The organism is Paenarthrobacter sp. TYUT067, assembly GCF_023656375.1.
Lineage (GTDB): Bacteria > Actinomycetota > Actinomycetes > Actinomycetales > Micrococcaceae > Arthrobacter.
Genome location: NZ_JAMOIT010000005.1, coordinates 39,367 through 56,705, shown reverse-complemented (window position 1 = coordinate 56,705; position 17,339 = coordinate 39,367). Strand labels below are relative to the sequence as shown.

The following is a 17,339-nucleotide window of genomic DNA, read 5'->3' as shown; positions in this document are numbered from 1 at the left end:
GTCCCCGAAACCCGGCAGAGCTGGCCTCACAACGCAAAGGGGCTACGCGAAGGGGCCCGGACGCCAAGGCGTGAGCCTGGTGGCCTAGGGCACCGGATGCTTGGCGTCGTAGGCGACGAATCCGGGCTGCATTCGCGAAGCCACCCAGGCCAGGACTATGCAGAGAAGTCCCCCAAGGAGCAACACTCCGCCTTCACTCAGGAACTGGGTGACACCGCCGGCCAGCATGTCCCCCACTCGGGGACCTCCGGCCACCACCACGATGAACACACCCTGAAGCCGCCCCCTCATGTGGTCCGGCGTGGCTGACTGGAGGATGGTGGTACGGAAGACGGCGCTAATGGAGTCCGAGATCCCTGCGAGGGCGCAACACAGCGCGGCGGGGATCAGCCAGGCGGTGACGCCACCCTTCCCTGAGTCGCCGGCCAGCAGCACCACCAGCCCAAAACCGGCAATGGACGCGCCCCAGCCGATCACCGACCACACCACGGCGCTGCCCTGCTTGCGGACTCTCCCCAGGGGCCCTGAAAAGAGCCCGGCCAGGAAAGCACCCACGGCTGTTGAGGCAAGCAGAACACCCACCGTGGTTTCGCCTCCGCCGATCATTACTGCCCCGATGGCCGGCATCAAGGCCCGGGGTTGGGCGCAGATCATGGCGATGAGGTCGATGATGAACGTCATGCGAACATTAGGCCGCGTCCCCAGGAACCGGAATCCCTCCACCACGGAGCGGAGCCCTGGCCGCACAGCGTCTTTGGAAGGCGGTAGGGGCGGGAGTTTGAAAAGCCCCCACAAAGCGAAGGTGAAGCTGATGACGTCAATGGTGTACGTCCATCCGAATCCAATGGTTGCCACCAGGACACCTGCCAGAAGCGGCCCGGCTGTCATGGACAGGCCGAATGTCAGCATGCTCAGGGCATTGGCCGCGGGAAGCAGATCCTTGCGGACCAGGAGCGGAATGATGGCACTGCGGGCCGGGCCGTTGATGCCTTGGGCGCCGCTTTGTACGGCCACCAGCGCATAAAGGAGCCAGATGTTCCCGATTTCCAGCCACGCCTGCAAGGCCAGGGCGGCCGTGGTGGCCCATAGGACAAGCGAAGCAACGAGGGCAACTTTGCGGCGATCGTAGGCGTCCGAAACGGAGCCTCCGTAAAGCCCGGCGATGACCAAGGGCACCAGCGCAAAGATGCCCAGGAGGCCCACGTAGAAGCTCTCCTGTGTGAGCCGGTAGACCTCCAGGCTAACGGCCACCAAGGTCAATTGGGTTCCTATGGCAGCTACCGAGGCCCCCAGCCAGAGCCGCCGAAAAGCCGGGCTCTCCTTCAAAGGGGTGATATCTGCCAATAGTTTCGCCACCGTCTTACCCTAACTACCCCTGAGGCAACCTCCCGTAACTCTCCCCGCCTTCGGTAACGCTTGGTAGGCTCACCCCGGGGAAGGAGTTGACATGGGCTTGGAGCGACGATTGCTGTACCGTTCGGGGTTTTGGGAAATAGCCCGGCCGCGCCACCCCCTCACGGCCGGGCACATCCTGATCCGGTTGTCTGACCCTGCCACCGAATTCGCCCATGCATCAGCGTCCGACTGGCTTTTCTGCCACAACCTTGTGCGCGCAGCACTCCATGACGTGTTGGGGGCAACCCGCTACGCTGTGATGTTCGCCCACCGTTGGCATCCGCTGGGCTCCGCCATCGGCGAGCCTGTGGCTGAGTCTTCAACACCTACGTTCCATCTGTTCGGGCGCTGGGACGGAGAGACCACGACGCCGGGGGCTCAGCTTTCGTTGCCGGCCCACCGTCGTCTCGGGGAGCCTGATCACTTGGAAGCTACCGATGCCGCCGTCCGTGAGGCGCTGCGGCGGAGGCGGCCAGAAGCCGCCATGAGTTCTGAGCCGGGGGCGGGCGACGCCGTCGAGCCTTCCACTATTCCCGGTCCGCTGGTGCGGGCGGTGCAAGCAGGACCCCACCACACAGTGATTGAGCCTGTCCGGGCGGTGGCGCTGGTCCGTGATGTTTTGCCGGCGGAGTTGCTGGCCATGGCGGCCGCCTTGGCTGAGCTTCCCTTGAGCGGGGGTCTGAGCGGATTCAGCTGCCTGGCACTGGAATCGGAGACAGCAGGTAGTCCGCTGCGGGTCCATGCGCTGGGCCGATCCGCGGCAGAGGAAGCCAATCCGCTGGAAGCGCTGATGAGTTCACCAGAAGTTAGCCTTGCCTTATTGTGAACTCCTCAAAATAAGTGTTTCAATGAGTGCATGACAGATCACACAGCCGAGCAAGCAGAATGGGCAGCCGCCCTGCATGCCCACGGCCGGCGTGTGACAAAACAGCGGCTGGCAGTGCTCGCCGCAGTCCAGCACCATCCGCACTCCCCGGCAGAAGGCATTCTTGCCGCTGCCCGCACAGAGCTTCCTGAACTGACGGCGCAGTCCGTTTATGTTGTGCTCAGCGACCTCACGGACCTGCAGATGCTGCGCCGCTTTGAACCGCCGCACTCCCCTGCTCTATACGAGACCCGCGTGGGCGACAACCACCATCACGCCGTCTGTATCAGCTGCGGAAAGGTGGAGGACGTGGATTGCGCCGTGGGCCATGCTCCATGCCTCACCCCGCACTGGGATGAGAATTCCAAGCCCATGACCATCCAGATCGCAGATGTCCTGTACCAAGGCATCTGCCAGGACTGCCAGTCCAAACAACAGCTTCCCGTAACTTCCGTAACTCAGAAATAAGAAAAAGGAGAACAATGACTGCCATTTCAACAACTCAGTCAGGTGCCCCCGTTACCTCCGACGCGCACTCGAAGTCCGTCGGCGCTGACGGTGCCATCATCCTCACCGACCACTACCTGGTGGAAAAGCTTGCGCAGTTCAACCGCGAGCGGGTGCCGGAGCGCGTAGTGCACGCCAAGGGCGGCGGCGCTTTCGGTACGTTCAAGACCACCTCGGACGTTTCGGCCTACACCAAGGCAGCTTTCCTTCAGCCGGGCGTCGAGACGGACATGCTGATCCGTTTCTCCTCCGTCGCAGGCGAGAACGGTTCTCCCGATACCTGGCGCGACCCCCGCGGTTTCGCCGTGAAGTTCTACACCTCCGAGGGCAACTACGACCTCGTTGGCAACAACACCCCCGTCTTCTTCATCCGCGACGGCATCAAGTTCCCGGACTTCATCCACTCCCAGAAGCGCCTCCCGGGCAGCCACCTGCGTGACGCTGACATGCAGTGGGACTTCTGGACCCTCTCCCCCGAGTCCGCTCACCAGGTCACCTGGCTTATGGGCGACCGCGGCCTCCCGGCTTCCTGGCGTGAAATGCAGGGCTACGGCTCGCACACCTACCAGTGGATCAACGCCGCCGGCGAGCGTTTCTGGGTCAAGTACCACTTCAAGTCCAACCAGGGCGTCAAGACCATCACGGGCGACCAGGCCGAAGAACTCGCCGGTTCGGACGCGGACTTCTACATCCGCGACCTCCAGGAGAACATTGCCGATGGCAACTTCCCCTCCTGGGAACTGCACGTCCAGGTCATGCCGTACGAGGATGCCAAGACGTACCGCTTCAACCCGTTCGACCTCACCAAGGTGTGGCCGCACTCTGACTACCCGCTGATCCACGTGGGCACCATGGAGCTGAACAAGAACCCGGAGAACTACTTCGCGCAGATCGAGCAGGCCACCTTCGCGCCGTCGAACTTCGTACCGGGCATCGCCGCTTCCCCGGACAAGATGCTGCAGGCCCGCATCTTCTCCTACGCAGACGCACACCGCTACCGCGTGGGCACCAACCACGCTCAGATCCCGGTGAACCAGCCGAAGAACCAGGTCAACAACTACAGCCAGGACGGCCAGGGTCGTTTCCTGTTCAATTCCCCCTCCACCCCGGTGTACGCACCGAACTCGGTGGGTGGCCCGGCTGCTGTTGAGCCGACTTCACCGGCTGGCGGCTGGGAGAACGACGGCGAGCTCACCCTCTCCGCCCACACCCTGCACGCTGAGGACGACGACTTCGGCCAGGCCGGGACCCTGTACCGCGAGGTCTACGACGACGCCGCAAAGGCCCGCCTCCTGGACACCATCACCGGTGCTGTTGGCGGCGTGAAGAACGCCGACATCAAGGAACGCGCCATCCAGTACTGGACCAACGTCGACTCCGATCTTGGCGCCAAGCTCCGTGCCAACCTCGGTGCAGGCCAGACCGAGTCCGACGCCGAAGCAGCCAACAAGGTCTAAGCGTCTTTTGCTCTAGTGCTTTCCAGAACACCCCGCTGCGGATCTTCTCCGCGGCGGGGTGTTCTTTTGTTTTCCACATAGCCCACCCAGGCTATGGCTGGGCAGACGTTGCCGTCCCTAGGATCCTTCTATGACCACATTTGAAGGCATCCCTACCGCCGCATTCCGTTTCTACGCCGAGCTTGAAGAGAACAACAACCGTGAGTGGTGGCTGGAACACAAAACAACGTACGACGCCGAGGTGAAGCAACCGCTGGTATCGCTCCTTTCGGAGCTGGAGCCGGAGTTCGGGCCGGCAAAGATCTTTCGGCCGAACAGGGACGTCAGGTTTTCCCAGGACAAGTCCCCGTACAAGACAGCTCAAGGGGCTTTTGCTGCCGGGCAGGAGGGCGTGGGCTTCTATCTGCAGATCAGCGCCGACGGCCTGCTGATCGGCGGCGGCTACCACTCCCACACTCCGGCGCAACTGGCACGTTTCCGGGCTGCAGTGGACGCCCCTGAGAGCGGGTTGGAGCTCCAGAAGATTGTGGATGCGGTGGCGGCGGCAGGTTTCGCCATTGAAGGTGAGAGACTCAAGACCGTTCCGCGAGGTTTCGATAAGGACCATCCACGGGCCGAGCTTCTCAAGCACAAGTCCTTGTCAGCGGGCGTAGAGGTGGGCCAACCGGAGTGGGTGTCCACGTCCGCAGCCTGTCAAGAGATTGCTGCCCGGTGGGAAGTGCTGAGGCCGCTGGTTGAATGGGTGGGTGAGCATGCAGCGCCGTAGCCGAGGCGAGGCGGGCGCGAACCGATGCCGGCGCGAACCGATGCCGGCGCTGCTGCCGCCGCCACGCAAAAGCGCCCGGAGACCGATGGTTCGTAAACCGATGGTTCCCGGGCGCCTAGAGAGCTATTTAGACGACTGGTACAGCTGTATCAGGCAGCTGTCTGACAAGCTGCTCACATTGGTCTATACCTTGGTGAAGGTATCCTCGTCCTCGTCGCCCTTGCCCTGGCGGCCTTCCGGGCTGTTGTTGACAGAGGCCTTGGCTACAGCGAACTTCTCGTTCAGCCGCGAGTGGCGCTGGCCGTAAGCGAAGTAGATGCCCATGCCGATGACCAGCCAGATGGCGAAGAAGATCCAGGTTTCAACGGCGAGGTTGGTCATGAGGTAGAAGCAGAGTACTGCGGAGACCCAGGGCAGGACCTTGCCGAACGGGACACGGAAGGCAGGCTTCAGGTCCGGGCGCTTCTTGCGGAGCACCAGGATGCCCAGGCTCACCATCACGAACGCAGAGAGCGTCCCGATGTTGATCATTTCCTCCAGCAAGTCCACCTTGGTTACGCCAGCCACAATGGCCACTGCTGCGCCACAGATGATCTGCAGGCGGGCCGGCGTGGAGCGTTTGTCGCTGGTCTTGGACAGAGAACGCGGCAGGAGTCCGTCGCGGCTCATAGCAAGGACCACACGGGACAGGCCCATGAGCAGCACCATAATCACGGTGGTCAGGCCCACCAGGGAGCCAAACGCGATGATCTTGGCAGCATCAGTGTTACCCACGGCCTCAAAAGCCGTGGTCAGGGTGGGGTTCTTCACCTCGGCCAATTGCGTGTAGGAAACCATTCCCGTCAGCGCCAGGGAGACCAAAATGTAGAGAAGCGTGACCACTGCGAGCCCACCGAAAATGCCGCGGGGAAGGGTCTTCTGCGGGTTCTTGACTTCTTCCGCCGAGGTTGCCACCACGTCAAAGCCGATGAAGGCAAAGAACACCAGGGCTGCACCGGCGAAGACGCCGAGGGTTCCGTATTGGGCGGGAGCAGCGCCGGTGAGGAAGCCGAAGAAGGACTGCTTCATGACGTCAGCGGCGCCGGATTCGGTGGGCTCCGAGGCGGGAATGAACGGCGTGTAGTTGGAGAACTTCACGTAGCTGAAGCCAACAACGATCACGAAGAGCACCACGGCGATCTTGATCAGGGTGAAGATGTTGCCAACACGTGCGGACAACTTTGTCCCCAGCACCAGCAGGACCGTGAAGATCGCAACAATCAGGAAGGCACCCCAGTAGAGGTCCACACCAGCCACTTGGAATGACGGCGGCATCTCCACGCCCATCAGGCCAAAGACCGTACTGAGGTAGATACCCCAGTACTTGGCGATCACGGCAGCGGCGGTGAAGAGTTCAAGGATGAGGTTCCAGCCGATGATCCAAGCCAGGACCTCGCCCATAGTGGCATAAGTGAAGACGTAGGCGGAGCCTGCAACGGGGATCGCCGTGGCGAACTCGGCGTAGCACATGATGGCCAAAGCGCACGTGACAGCGGCAATGGCAAACGAGATGGTGACGGCCGGGCCGGCAAAGTTTGCAGCAGCCTTGGCACCGACGGAGAAGATACCGGCGCCGACAGCAACGGCGACGCCCATGATCATCAGGTCCCAGGTACTGAGGCTGCGCTTCAGCTTACGCCCGGGCTCATCGGCATCGGCGATCGACTGCTCGATCGACTTGGTCCTGAAAATGTTCATAAAAATGCCACATTCTGGATGGGAGTGGTATAGGACTCATCAAGAATAGTGTCCGGCCAATGGACGACCATATTTATCCCAGATAGTGAGACGGCTTGTGAAAGGCGGGGCCGGTGGGACTGATGTGACGGAGGTCCGGTAACCCCCGTCACACCAGCTATCTGGCCCTAGATGCTAGGCACATCCCAGTCCATGAGGGTGGAACGAATCAGGAATCGCTTGCCCTCGGGTGACTCAACCGAGAAACCACTGCCTCGGCCGTTGACGACATCCACGGTCAGGTGGGTGTGGGACCAGTAATTGAACTGTTCCTTGGACATCCAAAACTCGAGCGGCTGCGGCTCTCCTCCGGTGCCGATATCGAACCTGCCGAGGAGAACGTCGGAATCGCCTGTCACGAACTCCCCCGCCGGAAAGCACATAGGGGCGGATCCATCGCAGCAGCCACCGGACTGATGGAACATGAGCGGCCCGTGCTGCTTCCAGAGCTTGCGGAGCAGGTCCACGGACACCGCGGTGAGCGCCACCCGGGAGAAATTTTCCCCGGGTAGCGTCACCGCGGCTTCTACGCTGATGTTGTTCATCAGAACTTCAGCACCACGCGGCCGTCGATCTTGGCGTGCTTCATCTCGTCAAACACAGCGTTGACCTCGGAGAGTTCCCTTGTTGAGACTGTGGGCTTGATCTTTCCCTGGGCATAGAACTCCAATGCTTCTTCAAGGTCCTGCCGCGTGCCCACAATGGAGCCCCGGACGGTCAGTCCCTTGAGGACGATCTCGAAGATCGGCGCAGGGAAGTCTCCCGGAGGCAAGCCGTTGAAGACGATGGTTCCACCACGCCGTGCCATGCCGATCGCCTGGCCGAATGCAGAGGGGTGGACTGCGGTCACCAAGACACCGTGGCAGCCGCCTGTTTCGCGCTGGATGACTTCCGCCGGATCCTCGTGCAAGGCATTGACCGTCAGTTCGGCGCCGTGCTCACGTGCCAGAGCCAGCTTGTCATCGGCAATGTCCACCGCGGCTACCCGCAGGCCCATGGCCACCGCGTACTGCACGGCGATGTGTCCCAGACCGCCGATGCCGGAGATGGTGACCCACTGGCCGGGCCTGGTCTCTGTCATCTTCAGGCCCTTGTACACAGTGACTCCAGCACACAGCACCGGAGCAACTTCAACGGGGTCCGAGCCCTCGGGAATCCGCGCCGCAAAGCGTGTATCCACCAGCATGTACTCCCCGAACGAGCCGTCCACGCTGTAGCCGCCGTTCTGCTGGGACTCGCACAGGGTTTCCCAGCCGGTCCGGCAGTACTGGCAGTCCCCGCAGGCAGACCACAACCAGGCATTCCCTACGAGGTCGCCCACGGCGACATCCGTGACGCCTTCCCCGAGGGCCACTACTTCTCCCACACCTTCATGGCCTGGGATAAACGGTGGCGTCGGCTTGACCGGCCAGTCGCCTTCGGCGGCGTGCAGGTCGGTATGACATACCCCCGACGTTATGAGACGGACCAGCGCCTGGCCTGGCCCCGGCGTCGGGCGTTCAACATCCTTGACCGTAAGGTCGGTTCCGAATTCCGTAACTACTGCAGCTCGCATGGTTGTAGTCATTGACGATCTCCTTTGATCTATACGAATAGTGGAAGTTTTTGTACAGCTGATGCCCCTAAGAACGCTCAATAAGGGCATCTGCTGTACAAAAACTCTTAGAAGAAGCCCAGCTTGTTCTCGTTGTAGCTGACCAGGAGGTTCTTGGTCTGCTGGTAGTGGTCCAGCATCATGGCGTGGTTCTCACGGCCAATACCTGAGGACTTGTAGCCGCCGAAAGCGGCACCTGCCGGGTAGGCGTGGTAGTTGTTGACCCACACACGGCCGGCCTGGATTTCCCGGCCTGCGCGGTAGGCCACGTTTCCGTTGCGCGACCAGACACCGGCGCCCAGTCCGTAGAGGGTGTCGTTGGCGATGCCGATTGCGTCGTTATAGTCGCTGAACTTGGTGACGGACACTACCGGGCCGAAGATCTCCTCCTGGAAGATCCGCATCCGGTTATGGCCTTCGAAAATGGTGGGCTGGACGTAGTAGCCGCCGGCCAGGTCGCCTGACAGCTCCGCCCGGGCGCCACCGGTGAGCAGCTTGGCACCTTCCTGCTTTCCGATATCGATGTAGGACAGGATCTTCTCCAGCTGGTCATTGGATGCTTGGGCTCCAACCTGGGTCTCGGTGTCCAACGGGTTGCCCTGGATGATCTTGTTGGTCCGGGCCACGACGTCCGTCATGAAGGAATCGTAGATGCCCTCCTGGACCAGTGCCCGTGAGGGGCAGGTGCAGACTTCACCTTGGTTGAAGGCAAAAAGCGTGAAGCCTTCCTGGGCTTTGTCGTAGAAAGCATCGTTCTGGTCAGCGACGTCGTCGAAGAAGATGTTAGGGCTCTTGCCGCCCAGTTCCAGGGTGACCGGGATGAGGTTGTTGGAGGCGTACTGGCTGATCAGCCGGCCCGTGGTGGTCTCGCCGGTGAAGGCGATCTTACGGATCCGCGAGCTGGAGGCGAGCGGCTTGCCGGCTTCAACGCCGAAACCGTTCACCACGTTCACCACACCTGCCGGGAGGAGATCACCGATGAGTTCCATGAGAACCAGGATTGACGTGGGCGTCTGCTCAGCTGGCTTGAGCACCACGGCGTTGCCCGCTGCCAGCGCCGGCGCCAGCTTCCAGACTGCCATGAGGATGGGGAAGTTCCACGGGATGATCTGGCCCACCACACCCAGCGGCTCCTTGAAGTGGTAGGCCGTGGTGTCCTCGTCCAGCTGGGAGAGGTGGCCTTCCTGCGCACGAACGGCAGAGGCGAAGTAGCGGAAGTGGTCCGCCGCCAACGGGATGTCAGCGTTGAGGGTCTCACGGACGGGCTTGCCGTTGTCCCACGTTTCAGCGACCGCGAGGAGCTCCACATTCTCATCGATGCGGTCCGCGATCTTGTTCAGGATGGCTGCGCGTTCCGTGGCGGACGTCTTGCCCCACGAGGGTGCAACCTTGTGGGCGGCGTCCAGTGCCAGCTCGATGTCCTCGGAAGTGCCGCGGGCAACTTCGCAGAAAGCCTTGCCCGTAACAGGGGTGATGTTCTCGAAGTAGCCGCCCTTGACAGGGGCCACCCACTCGCCGCCGATCCAATTCTCGTAACGGTCCTTGAACGTGACCTTCGAACCCTCGGCACCCGGCTGTGCGTAAACAGTCATTGCTAGCTCCTTTGCTGCGAATCACGGTGGCTGTCGCCATTGATCCGAGCCTAGGAGCGGGGAGGTTGCAGCTACGTTGCAACCATGTGAGTCAGCTCACGCTTTCAGTTCCGTTTCGATCCGCTCAAGGTCTGCCACGACGGCGGCCCGCTTGGGCGAGCGAGGCGGCAGCAGCTTCAGGAGCGCAAGGCGGAGGTCGACGTCGTACTTCGCCTCGGGCAGCTCAGCGTACTTGAGGAGCGAATCAACGCTGCCGTCGCTGAGCAGCGCTTCGCGCAGCAGGTGCGAAACCCGCTCGCGCAACTGCACGACGCCGGGCGCCTCCGAACGTGGCAAGAGCGCACCTTTGTAGATTTCCAAGGCGATGCGGTGGGCGCCGCGCTGAAGGCAGCTAAGCACCTGGCCGGAATCGGGCAAGAGCTCAACCGGCAGACGGTAAGGACGGGACCCGGGGACCGCGTCCGGGCTGAGCTCCTGGATGACCTTGCGAAGCCGCACCATCTCCGCGCGAAGGGTCACCGCAGAGCCATCCCCCGGATACAGCTGCGTGCAGAGGTCTTCAGCACTGAGTCCGGCGGGCTGGCTGCTGAGGATGGCCAGGATTTCGCTGTGCCGGGCAGAGAGGGAAACCGTCCGCCCATCGATGCTGAGCAAGGCCTGGTCACGGCCCAACAGCTGCAGGCTGTTCCGGTACAGCGCGTGGCTGGAGGCGGCAGCCGCGCTCCGGCGTCGAGGTTTGTCCTTGACCGCTGCGGCAAGCTGAAGACGCTCGATCCGCAGCTGTGCCTGAGCGGCAGCAACTGTCGCCTCCACCAGGGAAAGGGTGTGCGCCGCCACGGCAGTCTCAGTGCCCGTGATGTCCACAACGCCCAGCACAGCGCCCGAATCGGGATCGTGGAAGGGAACAGCCGTGCAACTCCACGGATGCACGGAGCGCTTGAAGTGCTCCGCTCCCGAAATCTGGATACTGCGGTCCAAAGCAAGTGCGGTACCGGGTGCGCTGGTGCCCACGGAGGCCTCGGACCAGTCAGCACCGGCCACGAACATCATGCCTTCAGCGCGGCGCTGCATCACCGGATCACCATCCACCCACAGAAGCCGGCCGACGTCGTCACCCACCGCCACCAGCAGGCCACTGTCATGGCTGGGCTGAACCAGGAGCTTCTTAATGACGGGCATGATGGTGGCCAAGGGATGCTGCCGGCGGTACTCCTCCAGCTCATCCTGGTCCATCGCGAGGGGCGCCTCGGGGACGTCCGGATTGGCCTGCAGGTTTGCCGAACGCTGCCAGGATTCACGAACCAAGCGGCGTAATCCAACAATGTCCTCCGGTGCTCCAAGGCGCAGGGAGTCCAAGCGTTCATGGCCAACCAGGGCATGCTTCTGCAGCAGCTCCGCGGCATCGCTGCCTGGAACGGGCGGATGGACTGGATTCCTCATCGAACTCCCTGATAGTCCGCAACAACAGTGCGCTGCACGTGTGGTGGGCGGGACAGTACCCAGCAGTCTAGTTCCAGGGCTGGAGTTTTTGTACAGCTAAGGCCCCCAAAGTGGTCGAATGAGGGCATCAGCTGTACAAAAACTCCCTCGTCAGCCGCGGGAGATCCGGATCATTTCCTCACGCGGAACAACCTTGATGCGCTCGCGGACCACGCCGTTACCGTCACCGTCACTGCCGGTCCACGCAGCACCCAGGGCGGCCTCGTGGGCATCCAGCCTGTTCCAGCCCTCCCACGTGGTGTATTCCACCCCGCGTTCTTCAAGGAGGTCGATGATCGCTTGCGGGTCCGGGTTTTCCGCCGGGGGCAGATTGAGCCTGTCCTCCAGGAGGAAGCCGATGGTCTCCAAAGCATCGCCCTTGGTGTGTCCGATAAGCCCCACCGGTCCGCGCTTGATCCAGCCCGTGGCGTAGATTCCCGGCACCGGGTTGCCATCGGAGTCCAGGACGCGACCGCCGTCGTTCGGTATGACGCCGCGGCGGGAGTCGTACTCCAGCTCTTCCAACGGCGAACCGTGGTAGCCGATTGCCCGGTAGACCGATTGGACAGGGTATTGAATGAACTCCCCGGTTCCCTTGACGTTACCCGTGCCATCCAGCTGCATGCGTTCGAACTTGATCCCGGAGACCTTGCCGGGCGTCTCAGGTGAGTCGAGAATCTCCACGGGACTGTGCAGGAAGTGCAAGTGCAGGCGGCGGGAGGAAGGCTGCTCCGATTCTGCGTGCTCCTCCACCAGCCAGTTGGTCATGGTGTTGACCATGGTCTTGATTTGGTTGTTGGTCTTGATCGCTTCATCGGAGGCCTCATCAAATTCGAAGTCCTCCGGGTACAGGACAATGTCCACGTCCTTGCAGTGGGACAACTCCCGAAGCTCCAACGGCGTGAACTTCACCTGGGCCGGGCCGCGACGGCCGAACACATGGACGTCGGTAACCGGCGACTTTTTCAGCCCGGCGTAGACATTGTCCGGGATCTCCGTGACCAGGAGTTCCTCAGGGTGCTTGACCAGCATCCGGGCCACATCCAAAGCCACGTTGCCATTGCCGATCACGGCGATCTCCTTGGCATCAAGCGGCCAGTCGCGGGGAACGTCCGGGTGTCCGTCGTACCAGGACACGAAGTCAGCGCCCCCGAAAGAACCCTCCATACCGACGCCCGGGATGTTCAGGTCTGCGTCCTTGATGGCACCGGTAGAGAAAATCACGGCGTCGTAGAAAGCACGGAAATCGTGGAGCGTGAGGTCCTTGCCGTAGGTCACGTTACCCAGGAAACGGATGTCGCCGCGGTCCAGGACCTTGTGCAGTGCGTTGACGATGCCCTTGATCCGGGGGTGGTCCGGGGCCACCCCGTAGCGGATCAGCCCGTAGGGCGCCGGATATGCCTCGAAGAGATCAATGCTGACCTCCACCTGCCCGTCCTTGACCTCATTGGATTTGGTCAGGATGTCCGCGGCGTACACACCTGCGGGTCCCGCGCCGACGATCGCGACGCGAAGCGGACGATTGGGGGTTGTTGCGGCTGAGTTGGACACCGTTAGCCCTTCCGAAGCAGTGAGCCACGCCATTGTGTGGGGCGCGCAGATTCCAATTCTAGATGTCCACCCCACACCGGGCCGCCTATATGGCAGGAGTCACAGAAATTAGTAAAGATTGCGGAATATTGCGGGGGGAGGTGGCGTTGGCGACATTGTGTCGACTCCGGATCAGATAGCTGCCAACCCACCCTCTTCAAACCAGCCAACGACGGCGACAGTCGGGGGCGGCGTTGGTGGCACCGGCGGTTCCGGTAAAGCGGGCGGCAAGCCCGTGAGGAGCGAGTCGACCGCGGGAATCCTGTTCGGCATCGGCGCTTACGGCCTGTGGGGCCTGCTTCCGCTGTACTTCTTTGTCCTGATGCCGGCCAGCGCCATCGAGATCGTAGCCAACCGGATCGTGTGGTCCTTGATCTTCTGTGCCCTGCTCATCACCATCACCCGGGCCTGGCGGGTTTTCGGCGCTGCGGTTAAGGACCGCACTGTGTTCGGCCCGTTAGCCTTGGCTGCTGTGCTGATTGCCATCAACTGGCTGACATATACCTTTGGTGTCACCACCGGGCACGCCGTTGAGACGTCTCTGGGCTATTTCATCAACCCGTTGGTTTCGGTGTTGCTTGGCGTTTTCGTCCTGAAGGAGAAGCTGCGTCCCCTGCAGTGGGCAGCTGTGGGCATCGGGTTCGTGGCCGTTGGGGTGCTGACGTTCTCCTACGGGCAGCTTCCCTGGATCGCCTTGATCCTCGCGTTCAGCTTTGGCCTCTACGGCTTCGTCAAGAAGCGCGTGGGACCCAAGGTTGACGCCCTCACCAGCCTCAGCGTCGAGACCGTGGTGTTGGCTCCCCTCGCCGGTATCACCATGGTTGTCCTGGGCGTGACGGGCGCTGCAACGCTCACCACCCAAGGCGCCGGCCACTTCTGGTTGCTGGTGGCCTCGGGCGTGATCACCGCCGTGCCGCTGCTCTTCTTCGGTGCCTCCGCACGCCGCCTGCCCATGACCACCATCGGGCTGCTGCAGTACTTTGCCCCGGTCCTTCAGTTCATTGTGGCGCTGACGGTGTTCCATGAAACCATGACCACGGCCCGTTGGATCGGCTTTTGCGTGGTGTGGTTGGCGCTGGTCCTGCTGACCATCGACATGCTCCGGACCACGCGCAAGAACTCCGTCATGAAAAAGCAGGCCCGACGCGAGGCAACGGCCGCGGCCTAGCCCGGAGCCGCCGTCGGCCCCCGCCACCCGTGCCCGGCGGAAGCTGAGAGAGGAACCGCCAAAAACCTGCAGGATGTGAGAGAGCAATCCCGAAAGACCGGTGGGATGTGAGAGCGCGACCGGTTAAAGCAAGCAGGGCCGGATCCACGAATGGATCCGGCCCTGCTTGTGGGTAAAACTTACGCGTGAGCCTTGATGGCGTTCGCGAGAACCTCCAGGCCGTCAATCAGCAGTTCGTCGCTGATGACTAGCGGCGGGAGCAGGCGGATCACGTTGCCGTACGTACCGCAGGTCAGGATCACGACGCCTTCTTTGAGGCAAGCAGCCGCAACAGCCTTGGTGAGCTCGGCGTTCGGTTCCTTGGAGCCGGACTGAACGAGCTCGATGGCCAGCATGGCGCCGCGGCCACGGATGTCGCCAACCACGGAAACTTCTTCAGCCAGTTCGCGGAGCTTGCCCAGGGCGAGCTCTTCGATGTGGCGGGCGCGACCGTTGAGGTCGTGCTGCTCCATGGTGTCGATGGCTGCGAGTGCTGCGGCGCAGGCAACCGGGTTGCCACCGTAGGTGCCGCCGAGGCCGCCGGGGTGAACGGCGTCGAGGAGGTCGGCGCGGCCGGTGATGGCCGAGAGCGGAAGGCCGCCGGCGATGCCCTTGGCCATGGTGATGATGTCCGGGACAACACCTTCGTGGTCAACGGCGAACCACTCGCCCGTGCGGCAGAAGCCGGACTGGACCTCGTCAGCGATGAAGACGATGCCCTTTTCCTTGGCCCATGCGGACAGTGCCGGGAGGAAGCCTTCGGCCGGAACAATGAAGCCACCTTCGCCCTGGATGGGTTCGATGATGATCGCGGCAACCTGGTCGCCACCGATCTGCTTCTCGATCATGGTGATGGCGCGCTTGGCAGCCTCGGCACCGGTGATTTCCGGGTTCTCTTCACGGAACGGGTAGCTCATGGGCATGCGGTAGACCTCGGGCGCGAACGGGCCGAAGTTGGTCTTGTACGGCATGGCCTTGGCAGTCAGTGCCATGGTCAGGTTGGTGCGGCCGTGGTAGGCGTGGTCGAAGGCTACGACCGCGTCGCGGCCGGTGGCCAGGCGGGCAACCTTGACGGCGTTTTCGACGGCTTCAGCGCCGGAGTTGAACAGCACGGTGCGCTTGGCGTGGTCGCCCGGGGTGAGGCGGTTAAGCTGCTCGGCAACTGCAACGTAGCCCTCGTACGGGGTCACCATGAAGCAGGTGTGGGTGAAGTGCGTGGCAGCTTCCTGGACAGCGGCGACGACGGCGGGATCGGACGCGCCGACGCTGGTCACGGCGATGCCTGAGCCGAGGTCAATGAAGGAGTTGCCGTCGACGTCGCGGATGATTCCGCCGTCGGCGTCTTCAACGTAGACAGGGACGCCGGACGCAACTCCGGCAGCAACGACGGCGGCGCGACGCTCGGCAAGTGCCTGCGACTTGGGGCCGGGGAAGGTGCCGTTGATGTTGCGCTTCTGCTCGATGCGGTACGAGAGCTCGTTCGCGGTGGTGGTCATGGGGTGGTTGCCTTTCTGGGAAATTCGTACGGGTTACGCGGCTGCGCTATGCAGCCGGGTTATGCATCGAGTGCGGACATGACGTGCTTGATGCGCGTGTAGTCCTCAACGCCGTACATGGAGAGGTCCTTGCCGTAGCCGGACTGCTTGAAGCCACCGTGCGGCATCTCTGCCGTCAGGAGGATGTGGGTGTTGATCCAGACTGCACCGAAGTCAAGGTCGCGGCTCATGCGCATGGCCGTGCCGTGGTCGGTGGTCCAGACGCTGGACGCCAGGGCGTATTCGACGTCGTTGGCCAGCTCCAGCGCTTCTTCTTCCGAGCTGAACTTTTGGACAGTGATGACCGGGCCGAAGGTCTCCTTCTGCACAATGTCATCGGTCTGCTTGGCGCCGGAGATGATGGTGGGTTCGAAGAAGAAGCCCTTCTCCCCTGCCCGGTGGCCGCCGGTCTCGATCTTGCAGTTGGCCGGCAGGTTCTCCACCACGGACGTGACCGCGTTGAAGTGGTTCACGTTGTTGAGCGGGCCGAAGTAGTTGTCTTCGTCGTTCTGCGAACCGGTGTGCAGGGTCTTGGTGTGTTCGACCATGGCTGCCACGACGTCGTCGTGAACGGAGTCTTCCACCAGAACGCGGGTGATGGCCGTGCAGTCCTGGCCGGCGTTGAAGAAAGCGAACTCGGCGATGGCCGCGGCGCTCTTCTTGATGTCTGCGTCCTTGAACACAATGGCCGGAGCCTTGCCGCCAAGTTCCAGGTGGGCACGCTTGAGGCCCTTGGCTGCGCCGCTTGCCACGGCGATGCCTGCGCGGACGGAGCCGGTGATGGAAACCAGCCCGGGGACCTTGTGGTCAACCATCATGGCGCCGGTTTCGCCGGTGCCGAGGACAACGTTGAGGACACCGGCCGGGAAGATCTCCCCGGCGAGACGTGCCAACACGAGGGTGGATTCTGGGGTGGTGTCCGAGGGCTTCAGGACAATGGTGTTGCCTGCGGCCAGGGCCGGGCCGATCTTCCAGATGGCCATGAGGAACGGGTAGTTCCACGGAGCAACCTGGGCCACCACGCCGATCGGTTCGCGGCGTACGTAAGAGGTGTGGCCCTCGAAGTACTCGCCCGCGGACTTGCCTTCCATGATGCGGGCAGCGCCGGCGAAGAAGCGGAGCTGGTCTGCGCCGGCGGCAACTTCCTCTGAGGCGATCAGGGAGCGGACCTGTCCGGTGTTGCGGTGCTGGGCTTCGACCAGTTCGTCGCTGTTGGCCTCCACGGCGTCGGCGAGCTTGAGGAGCATCAGCTGGCGCTGGCCCGGGGTGGCCTTCTTCCAGGACTTGAAGGCCTGGTTGGCCGCAGTCATGGCGGCGTCCACGTCTTCCTGCACCGAAATCGGCGACTTGGCAACGATGTCCCCGGTGGCGGGGTTCACGATGTCCAGAAGACCCGTACCTGCCGGCGTAACGAATTCGCCGTTGATGAAGTTCTGCAAGGTTTGAACCACGGTGTGCAACCCTCTTTCGGAGTCTGGGCATGGGTTTAGCTGATCAGAGCCTATGCCAGGGAGGTGGACCAAGGAATAGCCAGCTGCACACACAAGAACCCTCCGCTTAGTGCGCTTGACCAGTG

Annotated in this window: 14 protein-coding genes; 5 read left to right on the top strand and 9 right to left on the bottom strand. The window is 62.4% G+C overall.

Annotation, left to right across the window (positions count from 1 at the left end):
* Positions 1 to 84: 84 nt before the first annotated feature.
* Positions 85 to 1,356: an MFS transporter gene (locus tag MOD31_RS05770; protein WP_142938284.1), complete on the bottom strand. Its 1,272-nt coding sequence runs from the start codon at positions 1,354 to 1,356 to the stop codon at positions 85 to 87.
* Between the two features lie 91 nt (positions 1,357 to 1,447).
* Between MOD31_RS05770 and MOD31_RS05765 the strand changes: the two genes are divergently transcribed.
* From MOD31_RS05765 to MOD31_RS05750, 4 genes are all read left to right on the top strand, one after another.
* On the top strand, positions 1,448 to 2,221 hold the full coding sequence (locus MOD31_RS05765; RefSeq protein ID WP_250820095.1) for a hypothetical protein: 774 nt from the start codon (positions 1,448 to 1,450) through the stop codon (positions 2,219 to 2,221).
* Between the two features lie 30 nt (positions 2,222 to 2,251).
* Positions 2,252 to 2,728, top strand: a complete 477-nt coding sequence (locus MOD31_RS05760; protein WP_142938282.1) for a Fur family transcriptional regulator — start codon at positions 2,252 to 2,254, stop codon at positions 2,726 to 2,728.
* A 14-nt stretch (positions 2,729 to 2,742) separates the two neighbouring features.
* Complete coding sequence (locus tag MOD31_RS05755; RefSeq protein ID WP_223940687.1) at positions 2,743 to 4,224, top strand: catalase; 1,482 nt, start codon at positions 2,743 to 2,745, stop codon at positions 4,222 to 4,224.
* 130 nt (positions 4,225 to 4,354) lie between these two features.
* Positions 4,355 to 4,990, top strand: a complete 636-nt coding sequence (locus MOD31_RS05750) for a DUF2461 domain-containing protein (RefSeq protein WP_223940688.1) — start codon at positions 4,355 to 4,357, stop codon at positions 4,988 to 4,990.
* Between the two features lie 183 nt (positions 4,991 to 5,173).
* On the opposite strand, the gene MOD31_RS05745 is transcribed toward MOD31_RS05750, so the two are convergent.
* The 6 genes from MOD31_RS05745 to MOD31_RS05720 all read right to left on the bottom strand — a co-directional run bounded on the left by MOD31_RS05745 (position 5,174) and on the right by MOD31_RS05720 (position 13,015).
* On the bottom strand, positions 5,174 to 6,727 hold the full coding sequence (locus MOD31_RS05745) for an amino acid permease (protein ID WP_223940689.1): 1,554 nt from the start codon (positions 6,725 to 6,727) through the stop codon (positions 5,174 to 5,176).
* A 167-nt stretch (positions 6,728 to 6,894) separates the two neighbouring features.
* Positions 6,895 to 7,311, bottom strand: a complete 417-nt coding sequence (locus MOD31_RS05740; protein ID WP_142938279.1) for a DUF779 domain-containing protein — start codon at positions 7,309 to 7,311, stop codon at positions 6,895 to 6,897.
* Entirely contained in the window at positions 7,311 to 8,333 is a 1,023-nt protein-coding gene (gene adhP / locus MOD31_RS05735) for an alcohol dehydrogenase AdhP (RefSeq protein WP_187697113.1), read from the bottom strand. The genes MOD31_RS05740 and adhP overlap by 1 nt, the downstream gene beginning before the upstream one ends.
* 95 nt (positions 8,334 to 8,428) lie before the next feature.
* Positions 8,429 to 9,952, bottom strand: a complete 1,524-nt coding sequence (locus tag MOD31_RS05730) for an aldehyde dehydrogenase family protein (protein ID WP_142938278.1) — start codon at positions 9,950 to 9,952, stop codon at positions 8,429 to 8,431.
* 96 nt (positions 9,953 to 10,048) lie between these two features.
* Positions 10,049 to 11,392: a GAF domain-containing protein gene (locus MOD31_RS05725; RefSeq protein ID WP_142938277.1), complete on the bottom strand. Its 1,344-nt coding sequence runs from the start codon at positions 11,390 to 11,392 to the stop codon at positions 10,049 to 10,051.
* Positions 11,393 to 11,542: 150 nt separating this feature from the next.
* Positions 11,543 to 13,015: an FAD-dependent oxidoreductase gene (locus MOD31_RS05720; RefSeq protein WP_284705278.1), complete on the bottom strand. Its 1,473-nt coding sequence runs from the start codon at positions 13,013 to 13,015 to the stop codon at positions 11,543 to 11,545.
* An 85-nt stretch (positions 13,016 to 13,100) separates the two neighbouring features.
* Between MOD31_RS05720 and rarD the strand changes: the two genes are divergently transcribed.
* The gene (rarD, locus tag MOD31_RS05715) at positions 13,101 to 14,189 is read left to right on the top strand and encodes an EamA family transporter RarD (RefSeq protein WP_166839812.1); all 1,089 of its coding nucleotides are present in this window, start codon (positions 13,101 to 13,103) and stop codon (positions 14,187 to 14,189) included.
* Positions 14,190 to 14,368: 179 nt separating this feature from the next.
* On the opposite strand, the gene gabT is transcribed toward rarD, so the two are convergent.
* On the bottom strand, positions 14,369 to 15,724 hold the full coding sequence (gene gabT / locus MOD31_RS05710) for a 4-aminobutyrate--2-oxoglutarate transaminase (RefSeq protein WP_142938274.1): 1,356 nt from the start codon (positions 15,722 to 15,724) through the stop codon (positions 14,369 to 14,371).
* 59 nt (positions 15,725 to 15,783) lie between these two features.
* Positions 15,784 to 17,214 carry a gamma-aminobutyraldehyde dehydrogenase gene (locus tag MOD31_RS05705; protein WP_250820094.1) on the bottom strand — a complete coding sequence of 477 codons (1,431 nt, stop codon included), beginning with the start codon at positions 17,212 to 17,214 and terminating at the stop codon, positions 15,784 to 15,786.
* Positions 17,215 to 17,339: the final 125 nt, after the last annotated feature.

Coding starts and splice junctions, on each gene's coding strand:
- MOD31_RS05730 (WP_142938278.1), bottom strand. CDS start 9,952: ATGACTGTTTACGCACAGCCGGGTGCCGAGGGTTCGAAGGTCACGTTC.
- MOD31_RS05720 (WP_284705278.1), bottom strand. CDS start 13,015: ATGGCGTGGCTCACTGCTTCGGAAGGGCTAACGGTGTCCAACTCAGCC.
- MOD31_RS05760 (WP_142938282.1), top strand. CDS start 2,252: ATGACAGATCACACAGCCGAGCAAGCAGAATGGGCAGCCGCCCTGCAT.
- gabT (WP_142938274.1), bottom strand. CDS start 15,724: ATGACCACCACCGCGAACGAGCTCTCGTACCGCATCGAGCAGAAGCGC.
- MOD31_RS05755 (WP_223940687.1), top strand. CDS start 2,743: ATGACTGCCATTTCAACAACTCAGTCAGGTGCCCCCGTTACCTCCGAC.
- MOD31_RS05750 (WP_223940688.1), top strand. CDS start 4,355: ATGACCACATTTGAAGGCATCCCTACCGCCGCATTCCGTTTCTACGCC.
- adhP (WP_187697113.1), bottom strand. CDS start 8,333: ATGACTACAACCATGCGAGCTGCAGTAGTTACGGAATTCGGAACCGAC.
- MOD31_RS05765 (WP_250820095.1), top strand. CDS start 1,448: ATGGGCTTGGAGCGACGATTGCTGTACCGTTCGGGGTTTTGGGAAATA.
- MOD31_RS05745 (WP_223940689.1), bottom strand. CDS start 6,727: ATGAACATTTTCAGGACCAAGTCGATCGAGCAGTCGATCGCCGATGCC.
- MOD31_RS05740 (WP_142938279.1), bottom strand. CDS start 7,311: ATGAACAACATCAGCGTAGAAGCCGCGGTGACGCTACCCGGGGAAAAT.
- MOD31_RS05725 (WP_142938277.1), bottom strand. CDS start 11,392: ATGAGGAATCCAGTCCATCCGCCCGTTCCAGGCAGCGATGCCGCGGAG.